22 protein-coding genes are annotated in these 25,750 nt (G+C 63.2%); 12 read left to right on the top strand and 10 right to left on the bottom strand.

Annotated elements, in window-relative coordinates:
* Window positions 1-49: 49 nt before the first annotated feature.
* The 4 genes from HWQ56_RS24425 to HWQ56_RS24410 all read right to left on the bottom strand — a co-directional run bounded on the left by HWQ56_RS24425 (window position 50) and on the right by HWQ56_RS24410 (window position 6,189).
* Window positions 50-1,651: an ABC transporter substrate-binding protein gene (locus tag HWQ56_RS24425; RefSeq protein WP_176571968.1), complete on the bottom strand. Its 1,602-nt coding sequence runs from the start codon at window positions 1,649-1,651 to the stop codon at window positions 50-52.
* A gap of 262 nt (window positions 1,652-1,913) precedes the next feature.
* Window positions 1,914-3,527 (bottom strand): ABC transporter substrate-binding protein, encoded by a 1,614-nt coding sequence (locus HWQ56_RS24420; protein WP_176571967.1) that lies wholly within the window; start codon window positions 3,525-3,527, stop codon window positions 1,914-1,916.
* A gap of 282 nt (window positions 3,528-3,809) precedes the next feature.
* Window positions 3,810-5,408, bottom strand: a complete 1,599-nt coding sequence (locus tag HWQ56_RS24415) for an ABC transporter substrate-binding protein (RefSeq protein ID WP_176571966.1) — start codon at window positions 5,406-5,408, stop codon at window positions 3,810-3,812.
* A 70-nt stretch (window positions 5,409-5,478) separates the two neighbouring features.
* Entirely contained in the window at window positions 5,479-6,189 is a 711-nt protein-coding gene (locus tag HWQ56_RS24410) for an SIMPL domain-containing protein (protein WP_176571965.1), read from the bottom strand.
* Between the two features lie 173 nt (window positions 6,190-6,362).
* Between HWQ56_RS24410 and HWQ56_RS24405 the strand changes: the two genes are divergently transcribed.
* From HWQ56_RS24405 to HWQ56_RS24365, 9 genes are all read left to right on the top strand, one after another.
* Window positions 6,363-7,625, top strand: a complete 1,263-nt coding sequence (locus HWQ56_RS24405) for an ATP-binding protein (protein WP_158155140.1) — start codon at window positions 6,363-6,365, stop codon at window positions 7,623-7,625.
* Entirely contained in the window at window positions 7,618-8,178 is a 561-nt protein-coding gene (locus HWQ56_RS24400; protein ID WP_158155142.1) for a response regulator transcription factor, read from the top strand. The genes HWQ56_RS24405 and HWQ56_RS24400 overlap by 8 nt, the downstream gene beginning before the upstream one ends.
* A gap of 81 nt (window positions 8,179-8,259) precedes the next feature.
* Entirely contained in the window at window positions 8,260-9,999 is a 1,740-nt protein-coding gene (locus HWQ56_RS24395) for an ABC transporter ATP-binding protein/permease (protein ID WP_176571964.1), read from the top strand.
* 69 nt (window positions 10,000-10,068) lie between these two features.
* Window positions 10,069-10,815, top strand: coding sequence for a FadR/GntR family transcriptional regulator (locus tag HWQ56_RS24390; RefSeq protein WP_158155146.1), 747 nt, complete (start codon window positions 10,069-10,071; stop codon window positions 10,813-10,815).
* A 277-nt stretch (window positions 10,816-11,092) separates the two neighbouring features.
* On the top strand, window positions 11,093-12,004 hold the full coding sequence (kdgD, locus tag HWQ56_RS24385) for a 5-dehydro-4-deoxyglucarate dehydratase (protein ID WP_158155148.1): 912 nt from the start codon (window positions 11,093-11,095) through the stop codon (window positions 12,002-12,004).
* 150 nt (window positions 12,005-12,154) lie between these two features.
* Complete coding sequence (locus HWQ56_RS24380) at window positions 12,155-13,519, top strand: MFS transporter (protein ID WP_176571963.1); 1,365 nt, start codon at window positions 12,155-12,157, stop codon at window positions 13,517-13,519.
* Between the two features lie 12 nt (window positions 13,520-13,531).
* Window positions 13,532-15,085 (top strand): galactarate dehydratase, encoded by a 1,554-nt coding sequence (garD, locus tag HWQ56_RS24375; protein ID WP_176571962.1) that lies wholly within the window; start codon window positions 13,532-13,534, stop codon window positions 15,083-15,085.
* A 98-nt stretch (window positions 15,086-15,183) separates the two neighbouring features.
* A complete protein-coding gene (locus HWQ56_RS24370) occupies window positions 15,184-16,125 on the top strand; it encodes an AEC family transporter (protein ID WP_158155154.1) in 942 nt (313 codons plus the stop codon).
* A gap of 55 nt (window positions 16,126-16,180) precedes the next feature.
* Window positions 16,181-17,536, top strand: a complete 1,356-nt coding sequence (locus tag HWQ56_RS24365) for an amino acid permease (RefSeq protein ID WP_158155156.1) — start codon at window positions 16,181-16,183, stop codon at window positions 17,534-17,536.
* On the opposite strand, the gene HWQ56_RS24360 is transcribed toward HWQ56_RS24365, so the two are convergent.
* The 6 genes from HWQ56_RS24360 to gatC all read right to left on the bottom strand — a co-directional run bounded on the left by HWQ56_RS24360 (window position 17,533) and on the right by gatC (window position 22,730).
* On the bottom strand, window positions 17,533-17,910 hold the full coding sequence (locus tag HWQ56_RS24360; protein WP_158155158.1) for a carboxymuconolactone decarboxylase family protein: 378 nt from the start codon (window positions 17,908-17,910) through the stop codon (window positions 17,533-17,535). The genes HWQ56_RS24365 and HWQ56_RS24360 overlap by 4 nt on opposite strands.
* A 14-nt stretch (window positions 17,911-17,924) precedes the next feature.
* A complete protein-coding gene (locus tag HWQ56_RS24355) occupies window positions 17,925-18,977 on the bottom strand; it encodes a calcium/sodium antiporter (protein WP_176572479.1) in 1,053 nt (350 codons plus the stop codon).
* 57 nt (window positions 18,978-19,034) lie between these two features.
* Window positions 19,035-19,406, bottom strand: coding sequence for a septal ring lytic transglycosylase RlpA family protein (locus HWQ56_RS24350; RefSeq protein ID WP_158155160.1), 372 nt, complete (start codon window positions 19,404-19,406; stop codon window positions 19,035-19,037).
* 108 nt (window positions 19,407-19,514) lie between these two features.
* Complete coding sequence (gene gatB, locus HWQ56_RS24345; protein ID WP_158155162.1) at window positions 19,515-20,960, bottom strand: Asp-tRNA(Asn)/Glu-tRNA(Gln) amidotransferase subunit GatB; 1,446 nt, start codon at window positions 20,958-20,960, stop codon at window positions 19,515-19,517.
* A gap of 12 nt (window positions 20,961-20,972) precedes the next feature.
* Window positions 20,973-22,424 (bottom strand): Asp-tRNA(Asn)/Glu-tRNA(Gln) amidotransferase subunit GatA, encoded by a 1,452-nt coding sequence (gene gatA, locus HWQ56_RS24340; protein WP_158155164.1) that lies wholly within the window; start codon window positions 22,422-22,424, stop codon window positions 20,973-20,975.
* A gap of 18 nt (window positions 22,425-22,442) precedes the next feature.
* Window positions 22,443-22,730 (bottom strand): Asp-tRNA(Asn)/Glu-tRNA(Gln) amidotransferase subunit GatC, encoded by a 288-nt coding sequence (gene gatC / locus HWQ56_RS24335; RefSeq protein WP_158155166.1) that lies wholly within the window; start codon window positions 22,728-22,730, stop codon window positions 22,443-22,445.
* Window positions 22,731-22,952: 222 nt separating this feature from the next.
* Between gatC and mreB the strand changes: the two genes are divergently transcribed.
* The 3 genes from mreB to mreD all read left to right on the top strand — a co-directional run bounded on the left by mreB (window position 22,953) and on the right by mreD (window position 25,719).
* Entirely contained in the window at window positions 22,953-23,990 is a 1,038-nt protein-coding gene (gene mreB, locus HWQ56_RS24330) for a rod shape-determining protein MreB (protein WP_008371426.1), read from the top strand.
* 185 nt (window positions 23,991-24,175) lie between these two features.
* Window positions 24,176-25,228, top strand: coding sequence for a rod shape-determining protein MreC (gene mreC / locus HWQ56_RS24325; RefSeq protein ID WP_233270872.1), 1,053 nt, complete (start codon window positions 24,176-24,178; stop codon window positions 25,226-25,228).
* Window positions 25,228-25,719 carry a rod shape-determining protein MreD gene (gene mreD, locus HWQ56_RS24320; protein WP_158155168.1) on the top strand — a complete coding sequence of 164 codons (492 nt, stop codon included), beginning with the start codon at window positions 25,228-25,230 and terminating at the stop codon, window positions 25,717-25,719. The genes mreC and mreD overlap by 1 nt, the downstream gene beginning before the upstream one ends.
* Window positions 25,720-25,750 lie beyond the last annotated feature (31 nt).

Genomic DNA, 25,750 nt, shown 5'->3' with positions numbered 1-25,750 from the left:
CCTGGGCGGAGGTGCCCGGCCGAGGGCCGGACCTTCTGGGCCTGTACGGTCAGTCGGTCAGTGACACTCCGTCAAAAGAGTTGCGGCCAAAAGGGCTGACCTTGAAGTCCTGCACCTTGGCGCTGATGGGTTGGCTGACGGTGGAGTGGGCGATCGGAGTGATCGGCACCTGTTCTTTCAGCCGCCGCTGAGCCTGCAGGTACAGCTCGCTGCGCTGCTCCTGGTAGTTGAGGGTCTTGGCTTTCTTCACCAGGGCGTCATAGGCAGGGTCGCACCACATGGCGGCGTTGTTGCTGCCAATGGCGTCGCAGCTGTACAGGGTGCCCAGCCAGTTGTCGGGGTCACCGTTGTCGCCGGTCCAACCCATCAGGATCACGTCGTGCTCGCCGGCCTTGGCGCGCTTGAGGTACTCGCCCCACTCATAACTGACGATGCGGGCCTTGAGGCCCACTTTCGCCCAGTCGGCCTGAAGCATCTGCGCCATCAGCTTGGCGTTGGGGTTGTAGGGGCGCTGCACCGGCATGGCCCACAGGGTGAACTCATGACCTTCCTTGATGCCGGCTTCCTTGAGCAGCTGTCGGGCTTTTTCCGGATCGAATGGCGCGTCCTTGATGCTGGTGTCGTAAGACCACTGGGTGGGCGGCATGGCATTGACCGCCAGCTGCCCGGCTTGCTGGTACACCGACTCCAGGATGGCCTGCTTGTTCACGGCCATGTCCATGGCCTGGCGCACCTTGAGGTTGTCGAACGGTGGGTGCTGCACGTTGTAGGCGATGTAGCCCAGGTTGTAGCCCGGCGCCTGCAGCACCTTCAACTTGCTGTCAGCCTCCAGCACCGCCAGGTCGGCCGGGCGTGGGTTGAGGGTGACCTGGCATTCGTTCTTGCGCAGCTTCTGGATGCGCACCGACGGGTCGATGTTGATCGAGTAGATCAGCTGTCCCACCTTGACCTTGCTGGGGTCCCAGTACTGGTCGTGCGCCTTGTAGCGGATCTGCGAATCCTTCTGGTAGCGCGCCAGTGCGAAAGGCCCGGTACCGATGGGCTTGTGGTTGATATCACTGGCCTTGCCAGCCTTGAGCAGTTGGTCGGCGTATTCGGCCGAAAGAATGGCGGCGAAGCTCATGGCGATGTTCTGCACGAACGCAGCGTCGACACTGCGCAGGGTGAACACCACGGTGTGGGGGCCGGTTTTCTCCACCTTGGCGATGTTCTTGTCCAGGCTCATTGAACCGAAGTAGGGAAATTCGGTGGGGTAGGCCTGGGTGAACGGGTGGTTGCGGTCGAGCATGCGGTTGAAGCTGAACAGCACGTCGTCGGCATTGAAGTCGCGGCTGGGGGTAAAGGCCTTGTTGCTGTGGAATTTCACCCCTTCGCGCAGGTGAAAGGTATACGTCAGCCCGTCCTCGGACACATCCCAGTGCGTGGCCAGCCCTGGGACCACGGCGGTGCCGCCGCGCTCGAACTCGGTCAGGCGGTTGTACAACGGCTCGGCCGCGTCGTTGTCGGTACCGCCGGTGAACTGGGCGATATCGAAGCCGGCAGGGCTGCCTTCGGAGCAAAATACCAGGCTCTTGCCATTGGCGTGGGCGAGCGGAATCTCGGCCAGCAGGCCGACGCTCAATAGGGATGCAACCAGGTGATGATGACGCATGACGGTCTATTCCTTGTTGTCTGGTTCGAAGTGCCCGCGGGTCGATTGGGCAGGGGTTCGAAACTAGGGGCGTCAGCCATGACCGTAAATGCGCGAAATCGCCGGGGCTTGTAGGACGTTTCTGAAATGCACGAGGGCCCTGCTTGAAAATGCAGTAATCAAAGGTTTAAGGGAGCTTGCACCGATCGTCGAAGCGCTGGCCTGCCAGCGTGCTTTTCGGGCTGAAAAGCTCGCTGGCAAGCCAGTTTCTGCACGCCGAGGGTTATTTCTTGCTTTCGTCGAGACCCACGCCGTAGAACGAGTTCAGGCCGAAGGGGCTGATCTTGAAGTCCACGACGTTGCTGCGCATCGGCTGGTAGACCGTGGAGTTGGCGATCGGGGTGATCGGCACCTGGTCCTTCATGCGGTGTTGCGCCTGCTTGTACAGCTCGATGCGCTTGGCCTGGTCGGAGGTGGCCTTGGCCGCCTTGATCAGCTTGTCGAAGTCGGCGTCGCACCATTTGCCGAAGTTGTTGCCATTGACAGCATCGCAGCCCAGCAGCGTGCCCAGCCAGTTGTCCGGGTCACCGTTGTCGCCGCTCCAGCCAATCAGCATGGCGTCGGTCTCGCCGTTGTGGGCACGCTTGATGTACTCGCCCCACTCGTAGCTGACGATGTTGGCCTTGATGCCGATCTTGCCCCAGTCCGACTGCAGCATTTCGGCCATCAGCTTGGCATTGGGGTTGTAGGGGCGCTGCACGGGCATGGCCCACAGGTTGATGGTGGTGCCCTCCGGTACCCCGGCTTCCTTGAGCAGGGCCTTGGCTTTCTCGGGGTCGTAGGCCGCATCCTTGATGGTGGTGTCGTACGACCACTGGGTCGGCGGCATGGCGTTGACCGCCAGTTGGCCGGCGCCCAGGTACACCGACTTGATGATCTGCTGCTTGTTCACCGCCATGTCCAGCGCCTGGCGGAACTTGAGGTTGTCGAACGGCTTGTGGGTGACGTTGTAGGCGATATACCCGAGGTTGAAACCGGCCTGCTCAGGCATCTTCAGGTTCGGGTCGGCCTTGAGCGGCTCGATGTCGGCCGGACGCGGGTAGGCAGTGATCTGGCACTCGTTCTTCTTGAGCTTCTGCATGCGCACCGAAGCGTCGGTGGTGATGGCAAAGATCAGGTTGTCGACCTTTACGTCAGACGGGTTCCAGTACTCCTTGTTGCCCTTGTAACGGATCTGCGCGTCCTTTTGGTACTCGCTGAACACGAAGGGGCCGGTGCCGATGGGCTTCTGGTTCAGGTCCTGGGGCTTGCCTTCCTTGAGCAGCTGCGCGGCGTATTCGGCGGACTGGATGGAGGCGAAGCTCATCGCCATGTCCTGGATGAATGCAGCGTCGACGGTCTTGAGGCTGAACGTGACGGTGTGGTCGTCGACTTTCTCGACCTTGGTGATGTTGTCGTTCATGCCCATGTCGGTGAAGTACGGAAACTCCGTGGGGTACGCCTTGCGGAACGGCATGTCCTTGTCGAGCATGCGGTTGAAGGTGAACAGCACGTCGTCGGCATTGAAGTCGCGCGTCGGCTTGAAGTAATCGGTGGTGTGGAACTTGACCCCTTCGCGCAGGTGGAAGGTGTAGGTCAGGCCGTCCGGGGATACGTCCCAGCGGGTAGCGAGGCCTGGGACCACGGCGGTGCCCCCGCGCTCGAACTGGCTGAGGCGGTTGAAGATGGTTTCGGCCGAAGCATCGAAGTCAGTGCCGGTGGTGTACTGGCCCGGGTCAAAACCGGCCGGGCTGCCCTCGGAGCAGAACACCAGGCTGGTGGGGGCTGCCAGGGCAAAAGGAGCACTGGCAAGCATGCCGGCGCCGATCAGAAACGGAATGACCGCGTGTTTGAGCATGTTGGCCTCAGTTGTTGTGTTTTTTGATTGAGGGGGACCTTGTGGGTCGACCCGCCGATACTTATGCAGGCCGCATACCCAAAGCAATACTTTAGGCGGAGGGAAAGGCTCATACGTGGAACGGTCGTACTAGAATGTCGCATCGGTGTAAGAAATGACCCAGTTGAACGTTTGCGTACGTTTATTCTGGGGCGTAGCTCGCCCGAAAACTGATCATTCGGTCAACAATGCGCACCGTTTTGGTGCGCATGGATAGGACTGGTTTGAAGGATGAGCAGCTGCCTACTGTTGCACGCTGACGCCATAGAACGGCGTCAGGCCGAACGGGCTGATGCGGAAGTCCTGTACTTCTTTGCGCATGGGTTGGAACACCGTGGAGTTGGCGATCGGGGTGATCGGCACCTGGGCCTTGAGAATGTGCTGGGCCTGCTGGTACAGCTTGATGCGCTCGTCACGGTCGGCGCTCAGCTTGGCTTTCTGGATCAGCTTGTCATACGCAGGGTCGCACCACTTGGCGTAGTTGCTGCCTTTCACCGCGGCGCAGCTATAGAGCACGCCCAGCCAGTTGTCCGGATCACCGTTGTCGCCGGTCCAGCCGTAGATCATCACGTCATGCTCGCCGGCCTTGGCCCGCTTGATGTACTCGCCCCATTCATAGCTGACGATGTTGGCCTTGATACCGATCTTGGCCCAGTCGCTCTGGATCATCTGCGCAGACATGCGCGCATTGGGGTTGGAGGCGCGTTGCACGGTCATGGCCCACAGGTCGATGGTGGTACCTTCCTTGACCCCGGCCTCTTTCAGCAGTTGGCGGGCCTTGTCAGGGTTGTAGGGGGCGTCCTTGATGGTCGGGTCATAGGACCATTGGGCCGGTGGCAAGGCGTTCTGGGCCAACTGACCGGCGCTCTGGTACACCGCCTTGATGATCGCCGGCTTGTCGATGGCCATGTCCAGGGCCTGGCGCACCTTCAACTGGTCCAGGGGTTTGTGGGTCACGTTGTAGGCCAGGAAGCCCAGGTTGAAGCCGGGTTGGCTGAGCACCCGCAAATCCGGGTCCTGCTTGGCCACCTCGATGTCTTCGGGGCGCGGGTAGCCGCTGACCTGGCACTCGCCGCGCTTGAGCTTCTGCAAGCGCACCGCAGCGTCCGGGGTAATGGAGAAGATCAGATTGTCGAGCTTCACGTCTTCCGGCTTCCAGTAGTCCTTGTTGGCCGTGTAACGGATCTGCGCGTCTTTCTGGTAGCGCTTGAACACGAACGGCCCGGTGCCGATCGGCTTCTGGTTGATGTCCGCGGCCTTGCCTTGCTTGAGCAACTGGTTGGCGTACTCGGCCGACTGGATTGAGGCGAAGCTCATGGCCAGGTTCTGCACGAAGGCGGCGTCGATATGGTTGAGGGTGAACACCACGGTGTTGTCGTCGGTCTTGGTCACCGACTTGATGGTGGTGTTCAAGTCCATGTCGTTGAAGTATGGAGACTCGGATGGGTAGGCCTGCCGAAACGGCTGTTGGGGGTTCAGCAGGCGATCGAAAGTAAACAGTACGTCATCGGCATTGAACGTGCGGGTAGGGTTGAAATACTCGGTGGTGTGAAACTTCACCCCTTGGCGCAGGTGAAAGGTGTACGCCAGGCCATCCTTGGACACATCCCAGGAAGTCGCCAGGCCCGGTTCCACCTCGGTGCCGCCGCGTTTGAACTGGGTCAGGCGGTTGAACACCGTTTCGGCCGAGGCGTCGAAGTCGGTGCCGCTGGTGTATTGGCTGGGGTCGAACCCCGCAGGGCTCGCTTCCGAGCAGTAGACCAGCGTGCCGGCGGCCTGGGCCAGCGGTGCGGCCAGCAGGGCAGCGGCGAGCAGCAGGGGTTTGAAGGCGGTTTTGTCCATGAAAGCCTCTCTGAATACAGTGTGGCTCGCAGATTACCCCATCCGCTGCATGACCCGTAGCCGCAGACCGTCAGGGCATCTGCACTTCGATGGTGCCGTCGGCGTTCATGCTGACCTGACTGGTGCCCGCTTCCACTTCAGGCGTGGGCGCCGCGTCGGCCATGGCCGATTTCATCATCATCGCCGCCCGTGGGAACGGCTGCTGGTAGCCGCTGCTGTTGAGGTTCATGCTGACCACTTTGTAGCCCTTGCCGCCTAACGCCTCGGTAGCCAGCTGGGCGCGGGCCTTGAAGGCGGCCACGGCGTCCTTGAGCAGGGCGTCTTCGCTGGCGGTGCGGGTCTTGGGCGACAGGGTAAAGGTCATGCCGCCCATCTTCAGGTCTTGCAACAGTTGCCCGGTCAGGGTGGACAGGGCCGGGAAGTCGGCGCTTTCCAGGCGCAGCTCGGCCCGCTCGCGCCAACCGGTGATTTTCTGGCCCTTGTCGTCATAAATGGGGTAGCTGTTGCGGCTGCCTTGGCTGACGTTCACTTCCTTTGCTTCACGGGCTTTGCCAAGCGCCTTGTTCATGGCCTCGGTGACCTGGGCGGCGAGCTTGGCGGGGTCGGCGTTCTGTTCTTCGCTGTACAGGGTGACCAGCATCAGGTCGCGCGGCACTTCCCGGCTGACTTCGGCACGCAGGGAAATCTGATTGTAGCGGGGCGCTTCGTCGGCCAGGGCCGGCAGGCTGGCAAGCAGGCCGGCGCCGAGGACGAGGGCAGCGCTGCGACGGGAGATGTGCATGGGGAGCTCCTTGTGGGCAAACCGCTAAGACTGTAGTCGTCCGGGGGCGGTTCATCGCGGATGTGTAACCGTTTGTATGGCGGGCTGTGGCGCTTTGCCGCACATTTGTCTGCCTGGCCCCCGAGTTGGTTATACTTGCAACGATCTGCCTGGAGCGCTCATCAGGAGAGCTCATGCTCGCCCCATCTATGCCGTTGTCCGCTACTCGCCAGAACCTCTGGCGCCTGACATTCATCCGTTTTCTGGTATTGGCCGCCCAAGCCGGGTCGGTGGGCTTCGCCTACCTGACGCACCTGCTGCCGCTGCCCTGGTTGCAACTGAGCGCCACCCTGGCCGTGTCGTTGCTGCTGTGTACCGTGACCGCACTGCGAGTGCGCGCTTCACTCCCGGTGACCGAGCAGGAATACGCCCTGCAGTTGACCTGTGACCTGCTGTTGCACAGTGCCCTGCTGTATTACTCGGGTGGCTCCACCAACCCGTTCGTGTCGTATTACCTGGTGCCGTTGACCATCGCGGCAGTCACACTGCCCTGGCTCTATTCGGTGATTCTGTCGGGTATTGCCCTGGCGTGCTATTCGGTGCTGCTGGTGCGGTTCTACCCGCTGCCAACGCTGCCGATCGCCCGGGAAAACCTGCAGAACTACGGGATGTGGCTGAGTTTTGCCCTGGCGGCCGGGGTGATTACCTTCTTCGCCGCCAAGATGGCCGAGGAGCTGCGCCGCCAAGAGCAGATGCGTGCTCAGCGGCGCGAAGAGGGGCTGCGTGACCAGCAATTGCTGGCCGTGGCCACTGAAGCCGCCGGTGCCGCCCATGAACTGGGCACGCCGCTGGCGACCATGAGCGTGCTGCTCAAGGAAATGCGCCAGGACCACCCGGACCCGGCCCTGCAGGAAGACCTGGCGGTGCTTCAGGACCAGGTCAAGCTGTGCAAGGAAACCCTGCAGCAACTGGTGCGCGCCGCCGAGGCCAACCGGCGCATGGCGGTGATGGAGCAGCCCGTGACCGCCTGGCTCGACGAGGCCCTGAACCGCTGGCACCTGATGCGCCCGGAAGCCACCTACCGCTTCCAGCGCCTGGGCCAGGGCGAAGTGCCCGAGCTGGCACCACCTCCGGACCTCACCCAGGCGTTGCTCAACCTGCTGAACAACGCCGCCGACGCCTGCGCCGAAGGCCTGGAAGTGCACCTGGACTGGAACGCTGAAGATATCTTCATCGTGATTCGCGATCACGGCCCCGGTGTGCCTCTGGCAATCGCCGAGCAAATCGGCAAACCTTTCTTTACGACCAAGGGCAAGGGCTTCGGCCTGGGCCTGTTTTTGAGCAAGGCCAGCGTGACACGCGCCGGCGGCTCGGTAAAACTCTATAGTCATGAGCAGGGCGGTACACTCACCGAGTTGCGCCTGCCCCGTGACGCCCGAGGAGACAGACATGAGTGATGAAAACCAGGTCGAAGGCGAAGAGCTGCCGCATCTGTTGCTGGTCGATGACGATTCGACCTTTACCCGCGTCATGGCCCGCGCCATGGCCCGCCGGGGCTTTCGCGTCAGCACCGCCGCCAGCGCCGACGAAGGGCTGAAGCTGGCCCAGGACGACGTACCCGACTACGCCGCCCTGGACCTGAAAATGGAAGGCGATTCGGGCCTGGTGCTGCTGCCCAAGCTGCTGGAATTGGACCCGGAGATGCGCGTGGTGATCCTGACCGGTTACTCCAGCATCGCCACCGCGGTGGAAGCCATCAAGCGCGGTGCCTGCAACTACCTGTGCAAGCCGGCCGACGCCGACGACGTGCTGGCGGCTCTGCTGTCCGAGCACGCCGACCTGGACACCCTGGTGCCGGAAAACCCCATGTCGGTGGACCGCCTGCAGTGGGAACACATCCAGCGCGTGCTCACCGAGCACGAAGGCAACATCTCCGCCACTGCCCGCGCCCTGGGCATGCATCGGCGAACGCTGCAGCGCAAACTGCAGAAGCGCCCGGTTCGGCGCTGAGCGCCTGCCCCTTGTTGATTTCGCCTCGCTGCGCATCAGGATCGATGCGCGTGCGCGGGCCTTCCATCATCGAGTTCCTACATGAATCAGAACGCTGAACACTCCGCGGTCAACGACGCCGTGCGCGGTCATTTTGCCCGCCGGGTCTGGAAACTGATTACCCCGTACTGGAAAAGCGAAGAAAAGGGCAAAGCCTGGTCGCTGCTGGTGACCATCATTGTGTTGTCGCTGGCCAGCGTGGCCATGTCGGTGTGGTTCAACAGTTGGAACCGCGACATGTACAACTCGCTGCAGGAAAAACATTATGAGCAGTTCATTCAGCTGATCCTGTATTTCTGTGGCATGGCGGCGGTGTACATCGCCATGGGGGTGACGCGCATCTACCTGACGCAGATGCTCACCATCCGCTGGCGGCGCTGGCTCACCGAGAAACACTTCAAGCAGTGGCTGGCGCACAAGAGCTACTACCGCCTGGAGCAGCAGGGCGTTACCGATAACCCTGACCAGCGCCTGAGCGAAGACTTGCGCGATTTCACTTCCGATACCCTGAGCATCGGCCTGGGGCTGATCAGCAACATCGTCAACCTGGTGTCGTTTTCGGTGATCCTGTGGGGTATTTCCGGCACTATCGAGCTGTTCGGCATCAACATCCCCGGGTACATGTTCTGGGCCGCATTCCTGTACGCCCTGGCCGGCAGCCTGATCACCCATTTGTTGGGGCGCCGCCTGATCAGTTTGAGCAACAACCAGCAACGTTTCGAGGCCGACCTGCGTTTTGGCTTGATCCGAGTGCGCGAAAACGCCGAGACCATCGCCCTGCTGGACGGCGAGCCTGTGGAAAACCAGCGCCTGAGCGCGCGCTTCAACCAGATCTGGAAAAATTACTGGGCGATCATGCGCGTGCAGAAGCGCATGAATATCTTCACCAATGGTTACGCGCAGATCGCCAACATTTTCCCCATCGTCGTGGCCTCGCCGCGCTATTTCTCCGGGGCCATCGAGCTGGGCGTGCTCATGCAGGTAGCCGATGCCTTCGGTAGCGTGCAGGGTAGCCTCAGTTGGTTCATCAATGCCTATACCGACCTGGCCACCTGGCGCGCCACGTGCGACCGTCTGCTGAGTTTCCGCCAGGCCATGGACGACAACGAACAGCGCGCGCCGGGCGTGGAGGTGAAGCGCCACGGGCACCAGCTGCACATCAAGGACCTGGACCTGACCCTGGGCAACGGTCGCCAACTGCTGCAAAACGCCGCCCTGGACGTCGCTGCCGGCGACCGTGTGCTGCTCAGCGGCCGCTCCGGCAGTGGCAAGAGCACCTTGTTGCGGGCCATGGGCAATTTGTTGACCCACGGCCGGGGCCGCATCGACATGCCCGAAGGGCGCACGATGTTCATGCCCCAGAAGCCGTACCTGCCCATCGGCACCCTGCGCGAGGCCTTGAGTTATCCACAGCCGGGTGATGTGTACAGCCAAGAGCGCTACGCCCACGTCCTGCAGCTGTGCCGCCTGCCGCAACTGATCGAGCGGCTGGACGAACCGGCCCACTGGCAAAGCCTGCTGTCGCCGGGTGAGCAGCAGCGCGTAGCATTCGCCCGCACGCTGTTGTACGCGCCGCAGTGGTTGTACCTGGACGAAGCCACGTCGGCCATGGACGAGGAAGACGAGGCCAGCCTGTACCAGGCGCTGATCGATGAACTGCCGGGGCTGACCCTGATCAGCGTCGGCCACCGCAGCAGCCTCAAGCGCTTCCACTCCCGGCATATTCGCCTGGAAGGCGGGCATTTGCAGCCACAGGCGATGGGGGAGGCGACCACGGTGTGAACTGTGGTCGTACGACTGGAATGCGCTATGATGCGCCTATCAACGTGATTTCGAGATAAGAAGTTCGCCATGGATACCCCAACCGCCCAGCCGCGCGGGCGCCGCAAGCCCCGCAGCCTTGCCCAGGAACTGGTCACCGTGCTGACCGAGCGCATCCTCAAGGGTGAGCTCAAGCGCGGCGACAAGTTGCCCACCGAGTCGGCGATCATGCAGGAGCAGGGCGTCAGCCGCACCGTGGTGCGTGAAGCCATTTCGCGCCTGCAGGCGGCGGGGCAGGTGGAAACCCGCCATGGCATCGGCACCTTCGTGCTCGACACGCCCAGCCCAAGCGGCTTCCGTATCGACCCCGCCACCATCGTCACCTTGCGTGACGTGCTGGCGGTGCTGGAATTGCGCATCAGCCTGGAAGTGGAGTCGGCAGGGCTGGCTGCCCAGCGCCGCTCGCCCGAGCAACTGGCCGCCATGCGCGCGGCGCTGGACGCCCTGGCTGAGAGCGCGGCCCACGCCAGCGATGCAGTGGCCTCGGACTTCCAGTTCCACCTGCAGATCGCCCTGTCCACCGGCAACCGCTACTTCACCGACATCATGACCCACCTGGGCACCAGTATCATTCCGCGTACCCGGCTCAACTCCGCGCGCCTGGCCCATGATGACCAGCAGCACTACATGAGCCGCCTGAGCCGCGAGCATGAAGAGATATACGAGGCCATCGCCCGTCAGGACTCCGATGCCGCCCGCGCGGCCATGCGCCTGCACCTGACCAACAGCCGCGAGCGGCTGCGCCAGGCTCATGAAGAAGCGCAGGCGACTGCCTAGGTCGGTTGTACCTGCTTCCCGAGCACGCTCGGTCCCACACCTTTCGCGGCCGTTTAATCAATAGCCTCCAGCACTCAGCCTTTGGTGGCACTGCAGATAGACCTGCGGTGCCACCGAAGGCTGTGCCTGCTTGCCGGCTTGCTCGGGAAGCGGCCGCCGCAATCCCATGACATTTCGTCGCACACCCTATTGAGCATTCGTTATTTCAGTTGTACGATGACGTACGACATCAGCGAAGGCTGAGCGCACATTCCATGCAAACCAGGGTGTTCGAATAATGAATCCACAAGAACTGAAGTCCATCCTCTCCGCCGGCCTGCTGTCTTTCCCGGTGACCGATTTCAATGCCCAGGGCGACTTCGACCGCTCTGGCTACATCAAGCGCCTGGAGTGGCTGGCCCCCTATGGCGCCAGCGCGCTGTTCGCTGCCGGCGGTACCGGTGAGTTCTTCTCCCTCGCTGCCAGCGAGTATTCGCAAGTCATCAAGACGGCAGTCGATACCTGCGCCAAGAGCGTACCTATCCTGGCCGGCGTCGGCGGTGCCACTCGCCAGGCCATCGAATACGCCCAGGAAGCCGAGCGCCTGGGTGCCAAGGGCCTGTTGCTGCTGCCGCACTACCTGACCGAAGCCAGCCAGGACGGCGTCGCTGCCCACGTGGAAGCGGTGTGCAAGTCGGTGAACATTGGCGTGATCGTCTACAACCGCAACGTGTGCCGCCTCAATGCCACGCAGCTGGAACGCCTGGCCGAGCGCTGCCCGAACCTGATCGGTTACAAGGACGGCCTGGGTGACATCGAACTGATGGTGTCCATCCGCCGCCGCCTGGGCGACCGCTTCAGCTACCTGGGTGGCCTGCCTACCGCCGAAGTCTACGCCGCGGCCTACAAGGCGCTGGGCGTGCCGGTCTACTCCTCGGCGGTGTTCAACTTCATCCCGAAAACCGCGATGGACTTCTACCACGCCATCGCCCGCGACGATCACGCCACCGTTGGCAAGCTGATCGACGACTTCTTCCTGCCGTACCTGGACATCCGCAACCGCAAAGCGGGCTATGCCGTCAGCATCGTCAAGGCAGGCGCCAAGATCGCCGGTTACGACGCAGGCCCCGTGCGCACCCCGCTGACCGACCTGACCGGCGAAGAGTACGAAATGCTCGCCGCCCTGATGGACAAGATGGGCCCGCAGTAAGCTCAAGACGCGCCTGCAGCAAGCCTGTGGGGCTGGCTTGCCAGCGAGTTTTCGAGGCCGTGAAAGCGCGTTGGCAAGGCAGTTCCCGCACTGTGACACCGTGAATGAAAGACCCGCGTTAAAAAAAATAATCAGTGGGAGTACACCTTCATGCAAGCCGCCAAGCAGACGCACGTCCGCTATTTGATCCTGCTCATGCTTTTTGTCGTGACCACGATCAACTACGCCGACCGTGCGACCATCGCCATTGCCGGTTCCAGCCTGCAAAAAAGCCTCGGCATCGACGCCGTCACCCTGGGTTTCATCTTCTCTGCCTTCGGTTGGGCCTACGTGGCCGGGCAAATTCCCGGTGGCTGGCTGCTGGACCGCTTCGGCTCGAAGAAGGTCTACGCCCTGAGCATTTTTACCTGGTCACTGTTCACCGTGATGCAAGGCTTCGTCGGTGATTTCGGCGTGTCCACCGCGGTGGTCGCGCTGTTCATGCTGCGTTTCCTGGTGGGCCTGGCCGAAGCGCCATCGTTCCCAGGCAACGCGCGCATCGTCGCCGCGTGGTTTCCCACCGCTGAACGTGGCACCGCCTCGGCGATATTCAACTCCGCGCAATACTTCGCCACCGTGCTGTTCGCGCCGCTGATGGGCTGGATCGTGTTCACCTTCGGTTGGCAGCATGTGTTCATGATCATGGGCGGCATCGGTATCGTGTTCTCCCTGGTCTGGCTGAAAGTCATCCACAGCCCGCGCCAGCACCCGATGATCAACCGGGCGGAGCTGGAACACATCGCTGGCAATGGCGGCATGGTCGACATGGACGACAAGCCCAAGGGCAAGCGCGAAGGACCGAAATGGGACTACGTGCGCCAGTTGCTGACCAACCGCATGATGCTCGGGGTGTACCTGGGCCAGTACTGCATCAACGGCATCACCTATTTCTTCCTGACCTGGTTCCCGGTATACCTGGTGCAGGAACGGGGCATGACCATCCTCAAGGCTGGCTTCATCGCCTCGCTGCCCGCTATCTGCGGTTTCATCGGCGGCGTACTCGGCGGCATCATTTCCGACTGGCTCCTGCGCCGCGGCCATTCCCTGACGTTCGCCCGCAAGGCGCCCATCATCGGTGGCCTGTTGCTGTCGACCACCATCGTGGCCTGCAATTACGTGGACATTGAGTGGATGGTCGTGGGCTTCATGGCCTTGGCGTTCTTCGGCAAAGGGGTTGGCGCACTGGGCTGGGCGGTGGTGTCGGACACCTCGCCCAAGCAGATCGCCGGCCTGAGCGGTGGCTTGTTCAACATGTTCGGCAACATCGCTTCGATCACCACGCCCATCGTCATCGGCTACATCATCAGCACCACCGGCTCGTTCAAGTGGGCCCTGGTGTTCGTCGGCGCCAACGCACTGGTAGCCGTGATCAGTTACCTGGTGATTGTTGGCCAGATCAAACGGGTCGAGTTGACCGACCCGCCGAGCAAAGGCTCGCGCAAACCGGTCGAGCAACTGGCCCCAGCCAAAATTTGAGGAGCGGGTTTCATGCAGTTGATTGAGCACGCTGACTCGCCGCGGGTAATTCGCCTGCACGAGCGCGACAACGTCGTGGTAATCGTCAATGACCAGGGCGTGCCTGCCGGCACCGAGCTGCCCGGCGCCCTGGTGACCCTTGAACACGTGCCGCAGAGCCATAAGGTGAACCTGGTGGACATTCCCCAGGGCGGCGAAGTGATCCGCTATGGCCAGGTCATCGGCTATGCCCTGCAGCCCATCCCCCGCGGCACCTGGGTGCGCGAGGACCTGCTGCGCATGCCCACCGCCCCGGCGCTGGACAGCCTGCCGATGTCGGACGCGGTGCCCGAGGCGCTGCCGGCCCTGGAAGGCTTTACCTTCGAGGGCTACCGCAATGCTGACGGCACGGTAGGTACGCGCAACATCCTGGGTATCACCACCACGGTGCAGTGCGTGACCGGGGTGCTGGACCATGCGGTCAAGCGCATCCGTGACGAACTGCTGCCCAAGTACCCGCACGTCGACGACGTGGTGGCCCTGACCCACAGTTACGGCTGCGGCGTGGCCATTACCGCGGCGGATGCCTACATTCCTATCCGTACCGTGCGCAACCTGGCGCGCAACCCCAACCTGGGTGGCGAAGCCCTGGTCATCAGCCTGGGCTGCGAGAAACTGCAGGCCGGGCAGGTGATGCACGAGGACGATGCTTCCGTAGACCTCAGCGAGCCCTGGCTGTACCGCTTGCAGGACTCCAGCCACGGCTTCACCGAAATGATCGAGCAGATCATGGAGCTGGCCGAGGTGCGCCTGAAAAAACTCGATGCCCGCCGCCGTGAGACGGTCCCGGCCAGCGAACTGATCCTGGGCATGCAGTGCGGCGGTAGCGATGCGTTTTCCGGCATCACCGCCAACCCGGCGCTGGGGTATGCCAGCGACTTGCTGCTGCGCGCTGGCGCCACGGTGATGTTCTCTGAAGTGACCGAAGTGCGCGACGCCATCTACCTGCTGACCTCCAGGGCCGAAACGCCGGCGGTGGCCGAAGCGCTGGTGCGCGAGATGGACTGGTACGACCGCTACCTGGCCAAGGGCGAGGCCGACCGCAGCGCCAACACCACGCCGGGCAACAAGAAGGGCGGCCTGTCGAACATCGTCGAGAAGTCACTGGGCTCTATCGTCAAGTCCGGCAACAGCGCTATCAACGCGGTGGTGGGGCCGGGCGAGCGGGCTCAACGCAAAGGCCTGATCTTCTGCGCTACCCCGGCCAGCGACTTTGTCTGCGGCACCCTGCAATTGGCGGCCGGCATGAACCTGCACGTGTTCACCACCGGACGCGGTACCCCCTACGGCCTGGCGATGGCACCTGTGGTGAAGGTCTCTACCCGCACCGAGCTGGCACGGCGCTGGCCGGACCTGATCGATATCGACGCCGGCCGAATCGCCACCGGCCGGGCCACCATCGAGGAGCTGGGCTGGGAGCTGTTCCATTACTATCTGGATGTCGCCAGCGGCAAGCAGCAGACCTGGGCCGAGCGGCACAAGCTGCATAACGACATCGTGCTGTTCAACCCCGCCCCGGTGACTTGACCACACCCAAGGCCGCAAGCCATGGATTGGGTGGTGTCGGTGGAAGGGCGCAGGGCTTATCATTGGCGCCCTAACACGGGCAATCAGGTTTCCACGGCATGCTGGCCATCTTCATACAGACGCTGAACATCACCGCACCGGTGTTCGCCATGCTGTTCCTGGGCATTTTCCTCAAGCGCATCGGCGCTATCAACGACAGTTTCATCTACACCGCGTCCGCCCTGGTCTTCAACGTGTGCATGCCCGCGCTGCTGTTCCTGGGCATTTACCACGCCGACCTGCATGCGGCCATGAAGCCAGGGCTGCTGATCTACTTCGTTGCCGCGACCTTCGCCAGCTTCGCCTTCTCCTGGGGGATGGCGTTGTGGCGCTGCCCGCCCGAGGACCGCGGCATCTATACCCAGGGCGCCTTTCGCGGCAACAACGGCGTGGTTGGCCTGGCCCTGGCTGGCAGTATGTATGGCGACCAGGGCATTTCCCTGGGGGCCATTCTGGCCGGGCTGGTGATCCTGCTCTACAACAGCCTGTCCACCGTGATCCTGGCCATCTACAGCCCGAACATCAAGTCAGACCCGTGGAGCATCTTCAAGAGCGTGCTGTGCAACCCGCTGATCATCAGCGTGCTGGTGGCGGCCCCCATGGCCTACCTGCAGATCGGCCTGCCCAACTGGTTGCTGACCAGCGGCGACTACCTGGCGCAGATGAGCCTGCCCCTGGCGTTGATCTGCATCGGCGGCACCTTGTCGCTGGCCGCCTTGCGCGAAAGCGGTGACCTGGCGATAAGCGCCAGCCTGGTGAAAATGGTCTGGCTGCCACTGCTGGGTACCCTGGTGGCCTGGCTGCTGGGTTTTCGCGGCGCCGAGCTGGGTATTTTGTTTCTGTACATCGGCAGCCCGACCGCGGCGGCCAGCTATGTCATGGCCCGCGCGGCCAATGGCAACCATCAATTGGCGGCGGCAATCATTGTGATTACTACCGTTGCCGCCGCTATTACGACGAATATCGGCATTTTCCTATTGCAGTGGGGCGGCTGGATCTAGATCCTGTGCGCCTTCACCTGCCAGCCAGCAGTCATCCGAGCTCAAGGAAGCTTCAATGGACCAACAATCATCCCCCGAGGGTTTGCATCGGGGCCTGAAGAACCGTCATATCCAGCTGATCGCGCTGGGCGGCGCCATCGGCACCGGGCTGTTCCTGGGTATCGCCCAGACCATCAACATGGCCGGGCCGTCGGTGATCCTCGGTTACGCCATCGCCGGCCTGATGGCCTTCTTCATCATGCGCCAACTGGGTGAAATGGTGGTGGACGAGCCGGTGGCCGGCTCTTTCAGCCACTTCGCCAGCCGCTACTGGGGGGAGCTGGCAGGTTTCACCTCGGGCTGGAACTACTGGGTGGTGTATGTGCTGGTGGGCATGGCCGAACTGACGGCCGTGGGCATCTACGTGCAGTACTGGTGGCCGAGTGTGCCGACCTGGGTGTCGGCGGCCGTGTTCTTCGTGCTCATCAACCTGATCAACCTCACCCAGGTGAAAGTGTTCGGCGAGATGGAGTTCTGGTTCTCGCTGGTCAAGGTCGCGGCCATTATCTGCATGATCGGCTTCGGTGCCTGGCTGCTGGCCAGCGGCAACGGCGGGCCCGAGGCCTCCGTCGCCAACCTGTGGCAGCACGGCGGCTTCTTCCCCAACGGCATCGCCGGCCTGGCCATGGCCATGGCGGTAATCATGTTCTCGTTCGGCGGCCTGGAGTTGGTGGGCATCACCGCGGCCGAAGCGGCCGACCCCCGGCACAGCATTCCGCGCGCCACCAACCAGGTGATCTACCGCATCCTGCTGTTCTACGTGGGCGCCCTGGCGGTGCTGCTGTCGCTGTACCCGTGGCAGAAAGTGGTGACCGGCGGCAGCCCGTTCGTGCTGATCTTCCACGCCCTGGACAGCAACCTGGTGGCCACGCTGCTCAACGCCGTGGTGCTAACGGCGGCGCTGTCGGTGTACAACAGCTGCGTCTACAGCAACAGCCGCATGCTGTTCGGGCTGGCGGTGCAGGGTGATGCGCCCAAGGCGCTGCTCAAGGTCAACAAGCGCGGCGTACCCCTGACCGCACTGGGCGTCTCGGCCGTGGCCACTGGCGTATGCGTGCTGATCAATTACCTGATGCCGGGCCAGGCGTTCCCGTTGCTGATGGCCTTGGCGGTGGCGGCGCTGGTGATCAACTGGGTGATCATCAGCATCACCCACCTGAAGTTCCGCAAGGCCAAGCGCCAGGCCGGCGAAGACACCTTCTTCAAGAGCTGGGGCTACCCGTTCACCAACTACCTGTGCCTGGTGTTCGTCGCCGGGATCATCCTGGTGATGTACCTGACGCCCGGCATCCGTATCTCGGTCATCCTGATGCCAGTCTGGCTGGTTGCCCTGGCGCTGGCGTATACGCTCAAGCGCCGCCTGCGCGCTTAAGGCTGCTGATAGCTGTCGATGACTTCCTGGGCCGCCCGGAAGGCATCGATGGCCGCCGGCACGCCGGCGTACACCGCACAGTGCAGCAGCGCTTCGCGAATTTCTTCTACCGTACAGCCATTGTTCAAGGCGCCACGCACGTGGCCCTTGAGCTCTTGCGGGCATTTGAGCGCCGTCAGCGCGGCCAGGGTGATCAGGCTGCGGGTTTTTAGCTCGAGGCCGCCGCGGTTCCACACGCTACCCCAGGCGTGTTCGTTGACGAAGTCCTGCAGCGGTTGGCTGAACTCGGTGGCATTGCCCAGGGCGCGGTCGACGAAAGCGTCACCCATGACCTGGCGGCGCATTTGAACGCCTGATTGGTTGTTGTCGGACATCGGCTTCCCCTCTCTCAGTGTTGGCGGCGCCAGGCATGCAGCGTGCTGACAAGCACGAAGAGCGCCAGCACCGGCAGGACGTAAAACAGCATCAGGTGTTCCAGCCGCCCGGCCAGGGCCATGCCGGTGGTGAAGGTGATCACGTGCAGGCCATAGGCGGTGAACAGCCCCAGCAGCACCAGGCCTTCGGCACGGGTGATGCGGTAGCCGGAGTAGAACAGCGGCAGGCACAGCACGGCCACGCCGAGCATCACGGGCAGGTCGAAGTCCAGGGCATTGGGCGACACCGACAAGGGCGCCGGAGCGATGACGGCGGTCAGCCCCAGCACGCCCAGCAGGTTGAACAGGTTGCTGCCTACCACGTTGCCCACGGCAATCTCCCGTTCGCCACGGATGGCGGCGATCAGTGATGTGGCCAGCTCAGGGAGCGAGGTGCAGACCGCGACGATGGTCAGCCCGATGATCCTGTCCGAGAAACCGTAGTCGGTCGCCAGTTCCACCGCTGCATCCAGAATCAGGTGCCCCGCCCAGATCAGCAGGCCCAGGCCAGCGACTGCCAGCAGCACGGTGCTCAGCCAAGGCGCTGGGCCGGGCCGGGCAGGGGTATGGGCGCGGGCATGGGGCCGGCCGTGGTGCCGCGACTGGCGCACCAGCAGGTAACAGTAACCGCCCAGCCCCATCAACAGCACCGCGCCTTCGAGCCGGCCGATGGTCTGGTTCAGCGCCAGGCCGTAGACCAGGGCGCTGGCGGCAATCATCAAAGGGATATCAAGACGCACCAGTTGCCGCGACACGCGCAGGGGAATGATCAGCGCGCACAGTCCCAGGGTCACCAGCACATTGAAGATGTTGCTGCCAAATACGCTGCCCACGGCAATGTCGGGCGCGGCGTTAAAGGCCGCTTGCAGGCTGACCGCCATCTGCGGTGCGCTGCTGCCCAGGGCAACCACGCTCAGGCCGATGATCAACGGCCTTACGTGGAAACTGGCGGCCAGGCGCACGGCGGCGCGCACCATCAGCTCGGCACCGAGCAATAGCAATATCAGGCCCGCGCCCAGTTGCAGCAGGCTGAAGGTGGTGAGGGAATCCAGGTCGAAAATGGGAAAGGCTCCGCAGGTAAGGAATCAGTCGCTGAGACTTTGTACCCGCACTCGCGCGCTTCCGCTACCGATCATGCCCAACTGCTCTGCCGCTTCATGTGACAGGTCGATCAGCCGGCCGCGGGTGTGGGGGCCACGGTCGTTGATGCGCACGGCTACCTTGCGGCCGTTGGCCAGGTTGGTCACCAGCACGCGGGTGCCGAACGGCAGTTGGCGGTGGGCGGCGGTAAGGGAATGCTGGTCGAACCGCTCGCCACTGGCGGTAGGCTTGCCCTGATGCTGGGCGCCGTAGAAAGTGGCCATGCCGGTTTCATCGTAACCGCGGGGGTCGATGATGTGGTTGGCGCAGCCGGCGAGGAGGGTGAGTAACAGCAGGGGGAAGGCCAGGCGCAGCATGCAACGGTCTCCAGTTGTCCAGCGCTGCTCCAGGCTCGCCATTCCCCTGAGCGGCCGGGCGAAGCTCGGTCCCTCAGGGGGTGGTGAAGCGCGGAACAGTGGGGCAGGTTAGCCTTCGAGCTTGCTTTTCAGCAGTTCGTTCACCTGTTGCGGGTTGGCCTTGCCCTTGGAGGCTTTCATGGCCTGGCCCACGAAGAAGCCGAACATCTTGCCGCGCTTGGCTTCGTCGGCGGCGCGGTATTGTTCGACCTGCTCGGCGTTGGCCGCCAGCACTTCGTCCAGCACCTTCTCGATGGCGCCGCTGTCGGTAACCTGCTTCAAGCCACGGGCTTCGATGATCTCGTCCGCGCTGCCTTCGCCATTGGCCATGGCTTCAAAGACCATCTTGGCGATCTTGCCGCTGATGGTGTTGTCCTTGATGCGCAGCAGCATGCCGCCCAGTTGTTCAGCGCTGACCGGCGACTGTTCGATCTCCACACCCAGCTTGTTCAGCAGGCTGCCCAGCTCGACCATGGTCCAGTTGGCGGCCAGCTTGGCGTCGCCGCTGATGCCCACCACTTTCTCGAAGTAGTCCGCCTGTTCGCGGCTGGAAGCCAGTACGCTGGCATCGTAGGCCGACAGGCCGAACTGGCTCTGGAAGCGCTCGCGCTTGGCGGGTGGCAGCTCGGGCAGGGTGGCGCGGGTGGCCTCCAGGAACGCGTCCTCGATGACCACCGGCAGCAGGTCCGGGTCGGGGAAGTAACGGTAGTCGTTGGCTTCTTCCTTGCTGCGCATCGGACGAGTCTCGTCCTTGTTCGGGTCGTACAGGCGGGTCTGCTGGATGACCTTGCCGCCGTCTTCGATCAGTTCGATCTGGCGTGTGATCTCGCTGTTGATCGCCTTCTCGATGAAGCGGAACGAGTTGACGTTCTTGATCTCGCAGCGGGTGCCGAACTCGACCTGGCCCTTGGGGCGCACCGACACGTTGCAGTCGCAGCGCAGGCTGCCTTCGGCCATGTTGCCGTCGCAGATGCCCAGGTAGCGCACCAAGGCGTGCATGGCCTTGACGTAGGCAACGGCTTCCTTGGCGCTGCGCATGTCCGGCTCGGAAACGATTTCCAGCAGCGGCGTGCCGGCACGGTTGAGGTCGACGCCGGTGAGGCCGTTGAAGTCTTCGTGCAGGCTTTTGCCAGCGTCTTCTTCCAGGTGCGCACGGGTCACGCCGATACGCTTGACGGTGCCGTCTTCCAGGGTGATGTCCAGGTGGCCCTTGCCGACGATCGGCAGTTCCATCTGGCTGATCTGGTAACCCTTGGGCAGGTCAGGGTAGAAGTAGTTCTTGCGGGCGAACACGTTGTGCTGGCCGATCTCGGCGTCGATGGCCAGGCCGAACTTGACCGCCATGCGCACGGCTTCCTGGTTCAGTACTGGCAGCACGCCGGGCATGCCCAGGTCTACCAGGCTGGCCTGGGTGTTGGGCTCGGAGCCGAACGTCGTGGAACTGCCGGAGAAAATCTTCGACTGGGTGGTGAGCTGAGTATGAATCTCCAGCCCGATGACGACTTCCCATTGCATACAAAATTCTCCTTAGAAGCCTTCGGGCGAGCGGGTGTGCCAGTCAGTCGCCTGCTGATACTGGTGCGCGACGTTGAGCAGGCGGCCTTCCTGGAAGTACGGGGCCAGCAGTTGCACGCCCACCGGCAAGCCGTCTACGAACCCTGCCGGCATGGACAGCCCCGGCAGGCCCGCCAGGTTGGCGGTGATGGTGTACACGTCTTCCAGGTACTCGGCGACCGGGTCGGCGTTCTTGGCACCGATCTTCCAGGCCGGGTTAGGCGTGGTCGGGCCCAGGATCACGTCGACGTCGTGGAACGCGGCCATGAAGTCGTTCTTGATCAGGCGGCGAATCTTCTGCGCCTGCAGGTAGTAGGCGTCGTAGTAACCGGCCGACAGGGCGTAGGCACCGACCATGATGCGGCGCTGCACTTCACTGCCGAAGCCTTCGCCACGGGAGCGCTTGTACAGGTCGGTGAGGTCGGCCGGGTTCTCGCAGCGGTAGCCGAAGCGCACGCCATCGAAACGCGACAGGTTGGAGGACGCTTCGGCCGGGGCGATCACGTAGTACGCCGGAATGGCGTGCTGCATGTTCGGCAGGCTGACTTCCTTGACCGTGGCGCCCAGTTTTTCCAGTTCCTTGACCGCTTGCTGGATCAGGTCACCGATGCGCGGGTCCAGGCCAGCGCCGAAGTACTCTTTCGGCAGGCCGATGCGCAGGCCTTGCAGCGAGCCATTCAGGCTGGCGCTGTAGTCCGGCACGGGCTCGTCGATGCTGGTGGAGTCCTGTGGGTCGAAGCCGGCCATGCCTTGCAGCAGCAGTGCGCAGTCTTCAGCCGTGCGGGCGAAGGCACCGGCCTGGTCCAGGCTGGAGGCGTAGGCGATCATGCCCCAGCGTGAAACGCGACCGTACGTCGGTTTCAGGCCGGTGAGGTTGGTAAAGGCTGCCGGTTGTCGGATAGAGCCGCCGGTGTCGGTGCCTGTCGCAACTGGCAGCAGGCGAGCTGCCACTGCGGCGGCCGAACCACCCGACGAGCCACCCGGTACGTGGGCCAGGTTCCACGGGTTCTTCACCGCGCCGTAGAAGCTGCTTTCGTTGCCCGAGCCCATGGCGAACTCGTCCATGTTGGTCTTGCCCAGGCTGACCGCACCGGCCTCGGCCAGGCGCGACACCACGGTGGCGTCGTAGGGGGCGGTGAAGTTGTCGAGCATCCTGGAGGCGCAGCTGGTGCGCACGCCCTGGGTGCAGAACAGGTCCTTGTGGGCCAGCGGCGCGCCCAGCAGGGCACCGGTTTCACCGGCGGCGCGACGGGCATCGGCGGCCTGGGCCTGGGCGATGGCCAGCTCCGGGGTGACGGTGATGAAGCTGTTGAGCTGGGGGTCCAGCTGGGCGATGCGCGCCAGCAGGGAACGGGTCAGCTCTTCGGAAGAAAACTTCTTGTCGGCGAGTCCGCGGGCGATCTCGGCCAGAGTCATTTGATGCATGGCAGGCTCTTTTCCCTTTTAGTCGATGACTTTCGGAACCAGGTACAGGCCGTTCTCGACCGCGGGCGCGATGGCCTGGTAGGCCTCGCGGTGGTTGCTTTCGGTGACCTGGTCGGCGCGCAGGCGCTGACTGGCTTCCAGCGGGTGGGCCAGGGGCTCGATGCCGCTGGTGTCGACCGCCTGCATCTGGTCGACCAGACCCAGGATACTGTTGAGTGCATCGGTGGTGCGTGGTAGATCGGCTTCAGTCAGGCCCAGGCGGGCCAGATGAGCGATTTTTTCCACGTCGGAGCGATCAAGCGCCATGGGTATCTCCAGTGGAAAACAGCACGGAAACGGATCAACTGCCGGCCCGTGTGTTAGATTGTCGGAACAGAACGCCAATTCTACGGTCATATGGCCGCGATTGAGTGAGGGCCTGCTCGGAAAAACAGCCAATTTAACATATTGGCGCCTTGCCCAAAATCCCCGCCGTTGTTAGAGTTTGCCGCACTTTTTTACCCACGCGTTGCCTAGGGTCACTTTCCCATGTTCAAGAAACTGCGTGGCATGTTTTCCAGCGATCTTTCCATCGACCTGGGCACTGCCAACACCCTTATTTACGTGCGTGAGCGCGGTATCGTCCTGAATGAGCCTTCGGTAGTGGCCATTCGGACCCACGGAAATCAGAAAAGTGTCGTTGCCGTCGGTACCGAGGCAAAGCGCATGCTGGGCCGTACACCGGGCAACATTGCAGCCATTCGTCCGATGAAGGACGGCGTGATCGCCGACTTCAGCGTCTGCGAAAAGATGCTCCAGTACTTCATCAACAAGGTTCACGAGAACAGCTTCCTGCAGCCAAGCCCGCGCGTGCTGATCTGTGTGCCTTGCAAGTCCACCCAGGTGGAACGTCGCGCCATCCGTGAATCGGCCCTGGGCGCCGGTGCCCGTGAAGTGTTCCTGATCGAAGAGCCCATGGCCGCCGCCATCGGTGCCGGCCTGCCGGTCGAGGAAGCCCGCGGTTCCATGGTCGTGGACATCGGTGGTGGTACCACCGAGATCGCCCTGATCTCCCTGAACGGTGTGGTGTACGCCGAATCCGTGCGTGTGGGCGGCGACCGCTTCGACGAAGCCATCGTGACCTACGTGCGCCGCAACTACGGCAGCCTGATCGGCGAGTCCACCGCCGAGCGCATCAAGCAGGAAATCGGCACCGCCTACCCAGGCGGCGAAGTGCGTGAAGTCGACGTGCGCGGCCGTAACCTGGCCGAAGGCGTGCCACGTGCCTTCACCCTGAACTCCAACGAAGTGCTGGAGGCTTTGCAGGAGTCGCTGGCGACCATCGTCCAGGCCGTGAAAAGTGCCCTGGAGCAGTCGCCGCCGGAACTGGCTTCCGACATCGCCGAGCGTGGCCTGGTGCTGACCGGTGGTGGCGCCCTGCTGCGTGACCTGGACAAGCTGCTGGCCCAGGAAACCGGCCTGCCGGTGATCGTCGCCGAAGACCCGCTGACCTGCGTGGCTCGCGGTGGCGGCCGTGCCCTGGAAATGATGGACAAGCACACCATGGACCTGCTCTCCAGCGAATAAACTTCGCTGGCGGCAACCACGGGGCCCGGTCTACAGTTTGCGCTGTCGACCTCGGGCCTGCGCCTGTCGTTGGCGCATTTTCTGTCAATCTGCATCCGGGCCGGTTTGAAGCCGTATGAATGAGCCAATGAACATCAGCCTGGGAGGAGCGGCTTATTAAACCGCTTTTCTCCAAGGGTCCCTCGCTGGGCGTGCGCCTGCTGGTACTGGTCGTGCTGTCGATCTCCCTGATGGTGGTCGATGCGCGGTTCACGTTGCTGCAGCCAGTGCGTAGCCAGATGTCGCTGGTACTCATGCAATCGTACTGGATCACCGACTTGCCTCAGCGCCTGTATCAGGGCGTGGCCAGCCAGTTCGGCAGCCGCACCGAGCTGGTCGCCGAGAACGAGAAACTCAAGACCGAAGCCTTGCTGCTGCAAGGTCGCCTGCAGAAACTGGCGGCCCTGACCGAGCAGAACGTACGCCTGCGCGAGTTGCTCAACTCCTCGGCGTTGGTGAACGAGAAGGTGGAGGTCGCCGAGCTGATCGGCATGGACCCTAATCCGTTCACCCAGCGCATCCTGATCAACAAGGGTGAGCGCGATGGCGTGTTCCTGGGCCAGCCGGTGCTCGACGCCCGCGGGCTGATGGGCCAGGTGGTGGAGTTGATGCCTTACACCTCGCGGGTGCTGCTGCTGACCGACTCCACCCACAGCATTCCGGTGCAGGTGAACCGCAACGGCCTGCGCGCCATCGCCAGCGGCACCGGTAACCCGGAACGCCTGGAGCTGCGCCATGTCGCCGATACCGCCGACATCAAGGAAGGCGACCTGCTGGTCAGCTCTGGCCTGGGTCAGCGTTTCCCCGCGGGTTACCCGGTGGCCACGGTGAAGGAGGTCATCCATGACTCCGGGCAGCCATTCGCCATCGTCCGCGCCGTGCCCACGGCTGCCCTGAACCGCAGCCGCTACCTGTTGCTGGTGTTCTCCGACAGCCGCTCGCCCGAGCAGCGTGCCACCGAAGCGGCGCAGGCCCAGGAGGCCGCTGATCACCAGGGGCAGGCTGCTGGCGCGCCGGCCCAGGCCGTACCCGGTACCGCCGCTGCCCCGGCCACTACCCCGCCTGCTGCGGCCGCCGCCCCGGTCAGCGGCCATCCGGCACCCGCCGCCACGGGGCACGCACCCGCCACCCCGGCCGCGGCGGCGCCAGCTGCGGCACCGGCCAAGCCTGCCCATGGCACATCGCGGGAGAGACACTGATGGTCAACAGCACACGGCCGCGCAACGGCTGGTTCGTCTGGTTCACCTTCGTCCTTGGTCTGTTGCTGAGTGTTTCGCCGTTGCCGCAGTTCATGGAAATCCTGCGGCCGCTGTGGCTGGCGCTGCTGGTGACCTTCTGGACCATGGCCCTGCCGCACAAGATAGGCATGACCACCGCGTTCGTGCTGGGCCTGGCCGAGGATGTGCTGTACGGCACTTACCTGGGCCAGAACGCGATGATCCTGACCTTGATCAGTTTCCTGATCCTGTCCCTGCTGCAGCGCATGCGCACCTTCCATGTGTGGCAGCAGAGCCTGGTGATTCTGGTGGTGTTCGGCCTGGGGCAGTTGGCCCAGCTGTGGCTGAGCGCCCTGACCGGCAACCGCCAGCCGACCCTGGCGTTGCTGCTCCCGGCCCTGATGAGCGCGCTACTGTGGCCATGGGTCAGCTTTGCCCTGCGAGGCCTGCGCCGCCGCCTGGGTATCAACTGAGCGTGATCCGGGCGTGAGCCCGGCACCTGAA

The sequence above is a fragment of the Pseudomonas eucalypticola genome (assembly GCF_013374995.1).
GTDB lineage: Bacteria > Pseudomonadota > Gammaproteobacteria > Pseudomonadales > Pseudomonadaceae > Aquipseudomonas > Aquipseudomonas eucalypticola.
This window is presented reverse-complemented; position numbering and strand designations above follow the sequence as displayed.

Excerpts from the sequence above, each read along its gene's own strand:
- HWQ56_RS24415 (WP_176571966.1), bottom strand. The coding sequence starts at position 5,408 with ATGGACAAAACCGCCTTCAAACCCCTGCTGCTCGCCGCTGCCCTGCTG.
- mreB (WP_008371426.1), top strand. The coding sequence starts at position 22,953 with ATGTTCAAGAAACTGCGTGGCATGTTTTCCAGCGATCTTTCCATCGAC.
- HWQ56_RS24420 (WP_176571967.1), bottom strand. The coding sequence starts at position 3,527 with ATGCTCAAACACGCGGTCATTCCGTTTCTGATCGGCGCCGGCATGCTT.
- HWQ56_RS24380 (WP_176571963.1), top strand. The coding sequence starts at position 12,155 with ATGCAAGCCGCCAAGCAGACGCACGTCCGCTATTTGATCCTGCTCATG.
- HWQ56_RS24400 (WP_158155142.1), top strand. The coding sequence starts at position 7,618 with ATGAGTGATGAAAACCAGGTCGAAGGCGAAGAGCTGCCGCATCTGTTG.
- HWQ56_RS24395 (WP_176571964.1), top strand. The coding sequence starts at position 8,260 with ATGAATCAGAACGCTGAACACTCCGCGGTCAACGACGCCGTGCGCGGT.
- HWQ56_RS24370 (WP_158155154.1), top strand. The coding sequence starts at position 15,184 with ATGCTGGCCATCTTCATACAGACGCTGAACATCACCGCACCGGTGTTC.
- mreD (WP_158155168.1), top strand. The coding sequence starts at position 25,228 with ATGGTCAACAGCACACGGCCGCGCAACGGCTGGTTCGTCTGGTTCACC.
- HWQ56_RS24405 (WP_158155140.1), top strand. The coding sequence starts at position 6,363 with ATGCTCGCCCCATCTATGCCGTTGTCCGCTACTCGCCAGAACCTCTGG.
- HWQ56_RS24350 (WP_158155160.1), bottom strand. The coding sequence starts at position 19,406 with ATGCTGCGCCTGGCCTTCCCCCTGCTGTTACTCACCCTCCTCGCCGGC.
- gatB (WP_158155162.1), bottom strand. The coding sequence starts at position 20,960 with ATGCAATGGGAAGTCGTCATCGGGCTGGAGATTCATACTCAGCTCACC.
- kdgD (WP_158155148.1), top strand. The coding sequence starts at position 11,093 with ATGAATCCACAAGAACTGAAGTCCATCCTCTCCGCCGGCCTGCTGTCT.
- HWQ56_RS24365 (WP_158155156.1), top strand. The coding sequence starts at position 16,181 with ATGGACCAACAATCATCCCCCGAGGGTTTGCATCGGGGCCTGAAGAAC.
- HWQ56_RS24410 (WP_176571965.1), bottom strand. The coding sequence starts at position 6,189 with ATGCACATCTCCCGTCGCAGCGCTGCCCTCGTCCTCGGCGCCGGCCTG.
- HWQ56_RS24360 (WP_158155158.1), bottom strand. The coding sequence starts at position 17,910 with ATGTCCGACAACAACCAATCAGGCGTTCAAATGCGCCGCCAGGTCATG.
- HWQ56_RS24425 (WP_176571968.1), bottom strand. The coding sequence starts at position 1,651 with ATGCGTCATCATCACCTGGTTGCATCCCTATTGAGCGTCGGCCTGCTG.
- HWQ56_RS24390 (WP_158155146.1), top strand. The coding sequence starts at position 10,069 with ATGGATACCCCAACCGCCCAGCCGCGCGGGCGCCGCAAGCCCCGCAGC.
- gatC (WP_158155166.1), bottom strand. The coding sequence starts at position 22,730 with ATGGCGCTTGATCGCTCCGACGTGGAAAAAATCGCTCATCTGGCCCGC.
- gatA (WP_158155164.1), bottom strand. The coding sequence starts at position 22,424 with ATGCATCAAATGACTCTGGCCGAGATCGCCCGCGGACTCGCCGACAAG.
- garD (WP_176571962.1), top strand. The coding sequence starts at position 13,532 with ATGCAGTTGATTGAGCACGCTGACTCGCCGCGGGTAATTCGCCTGCAC.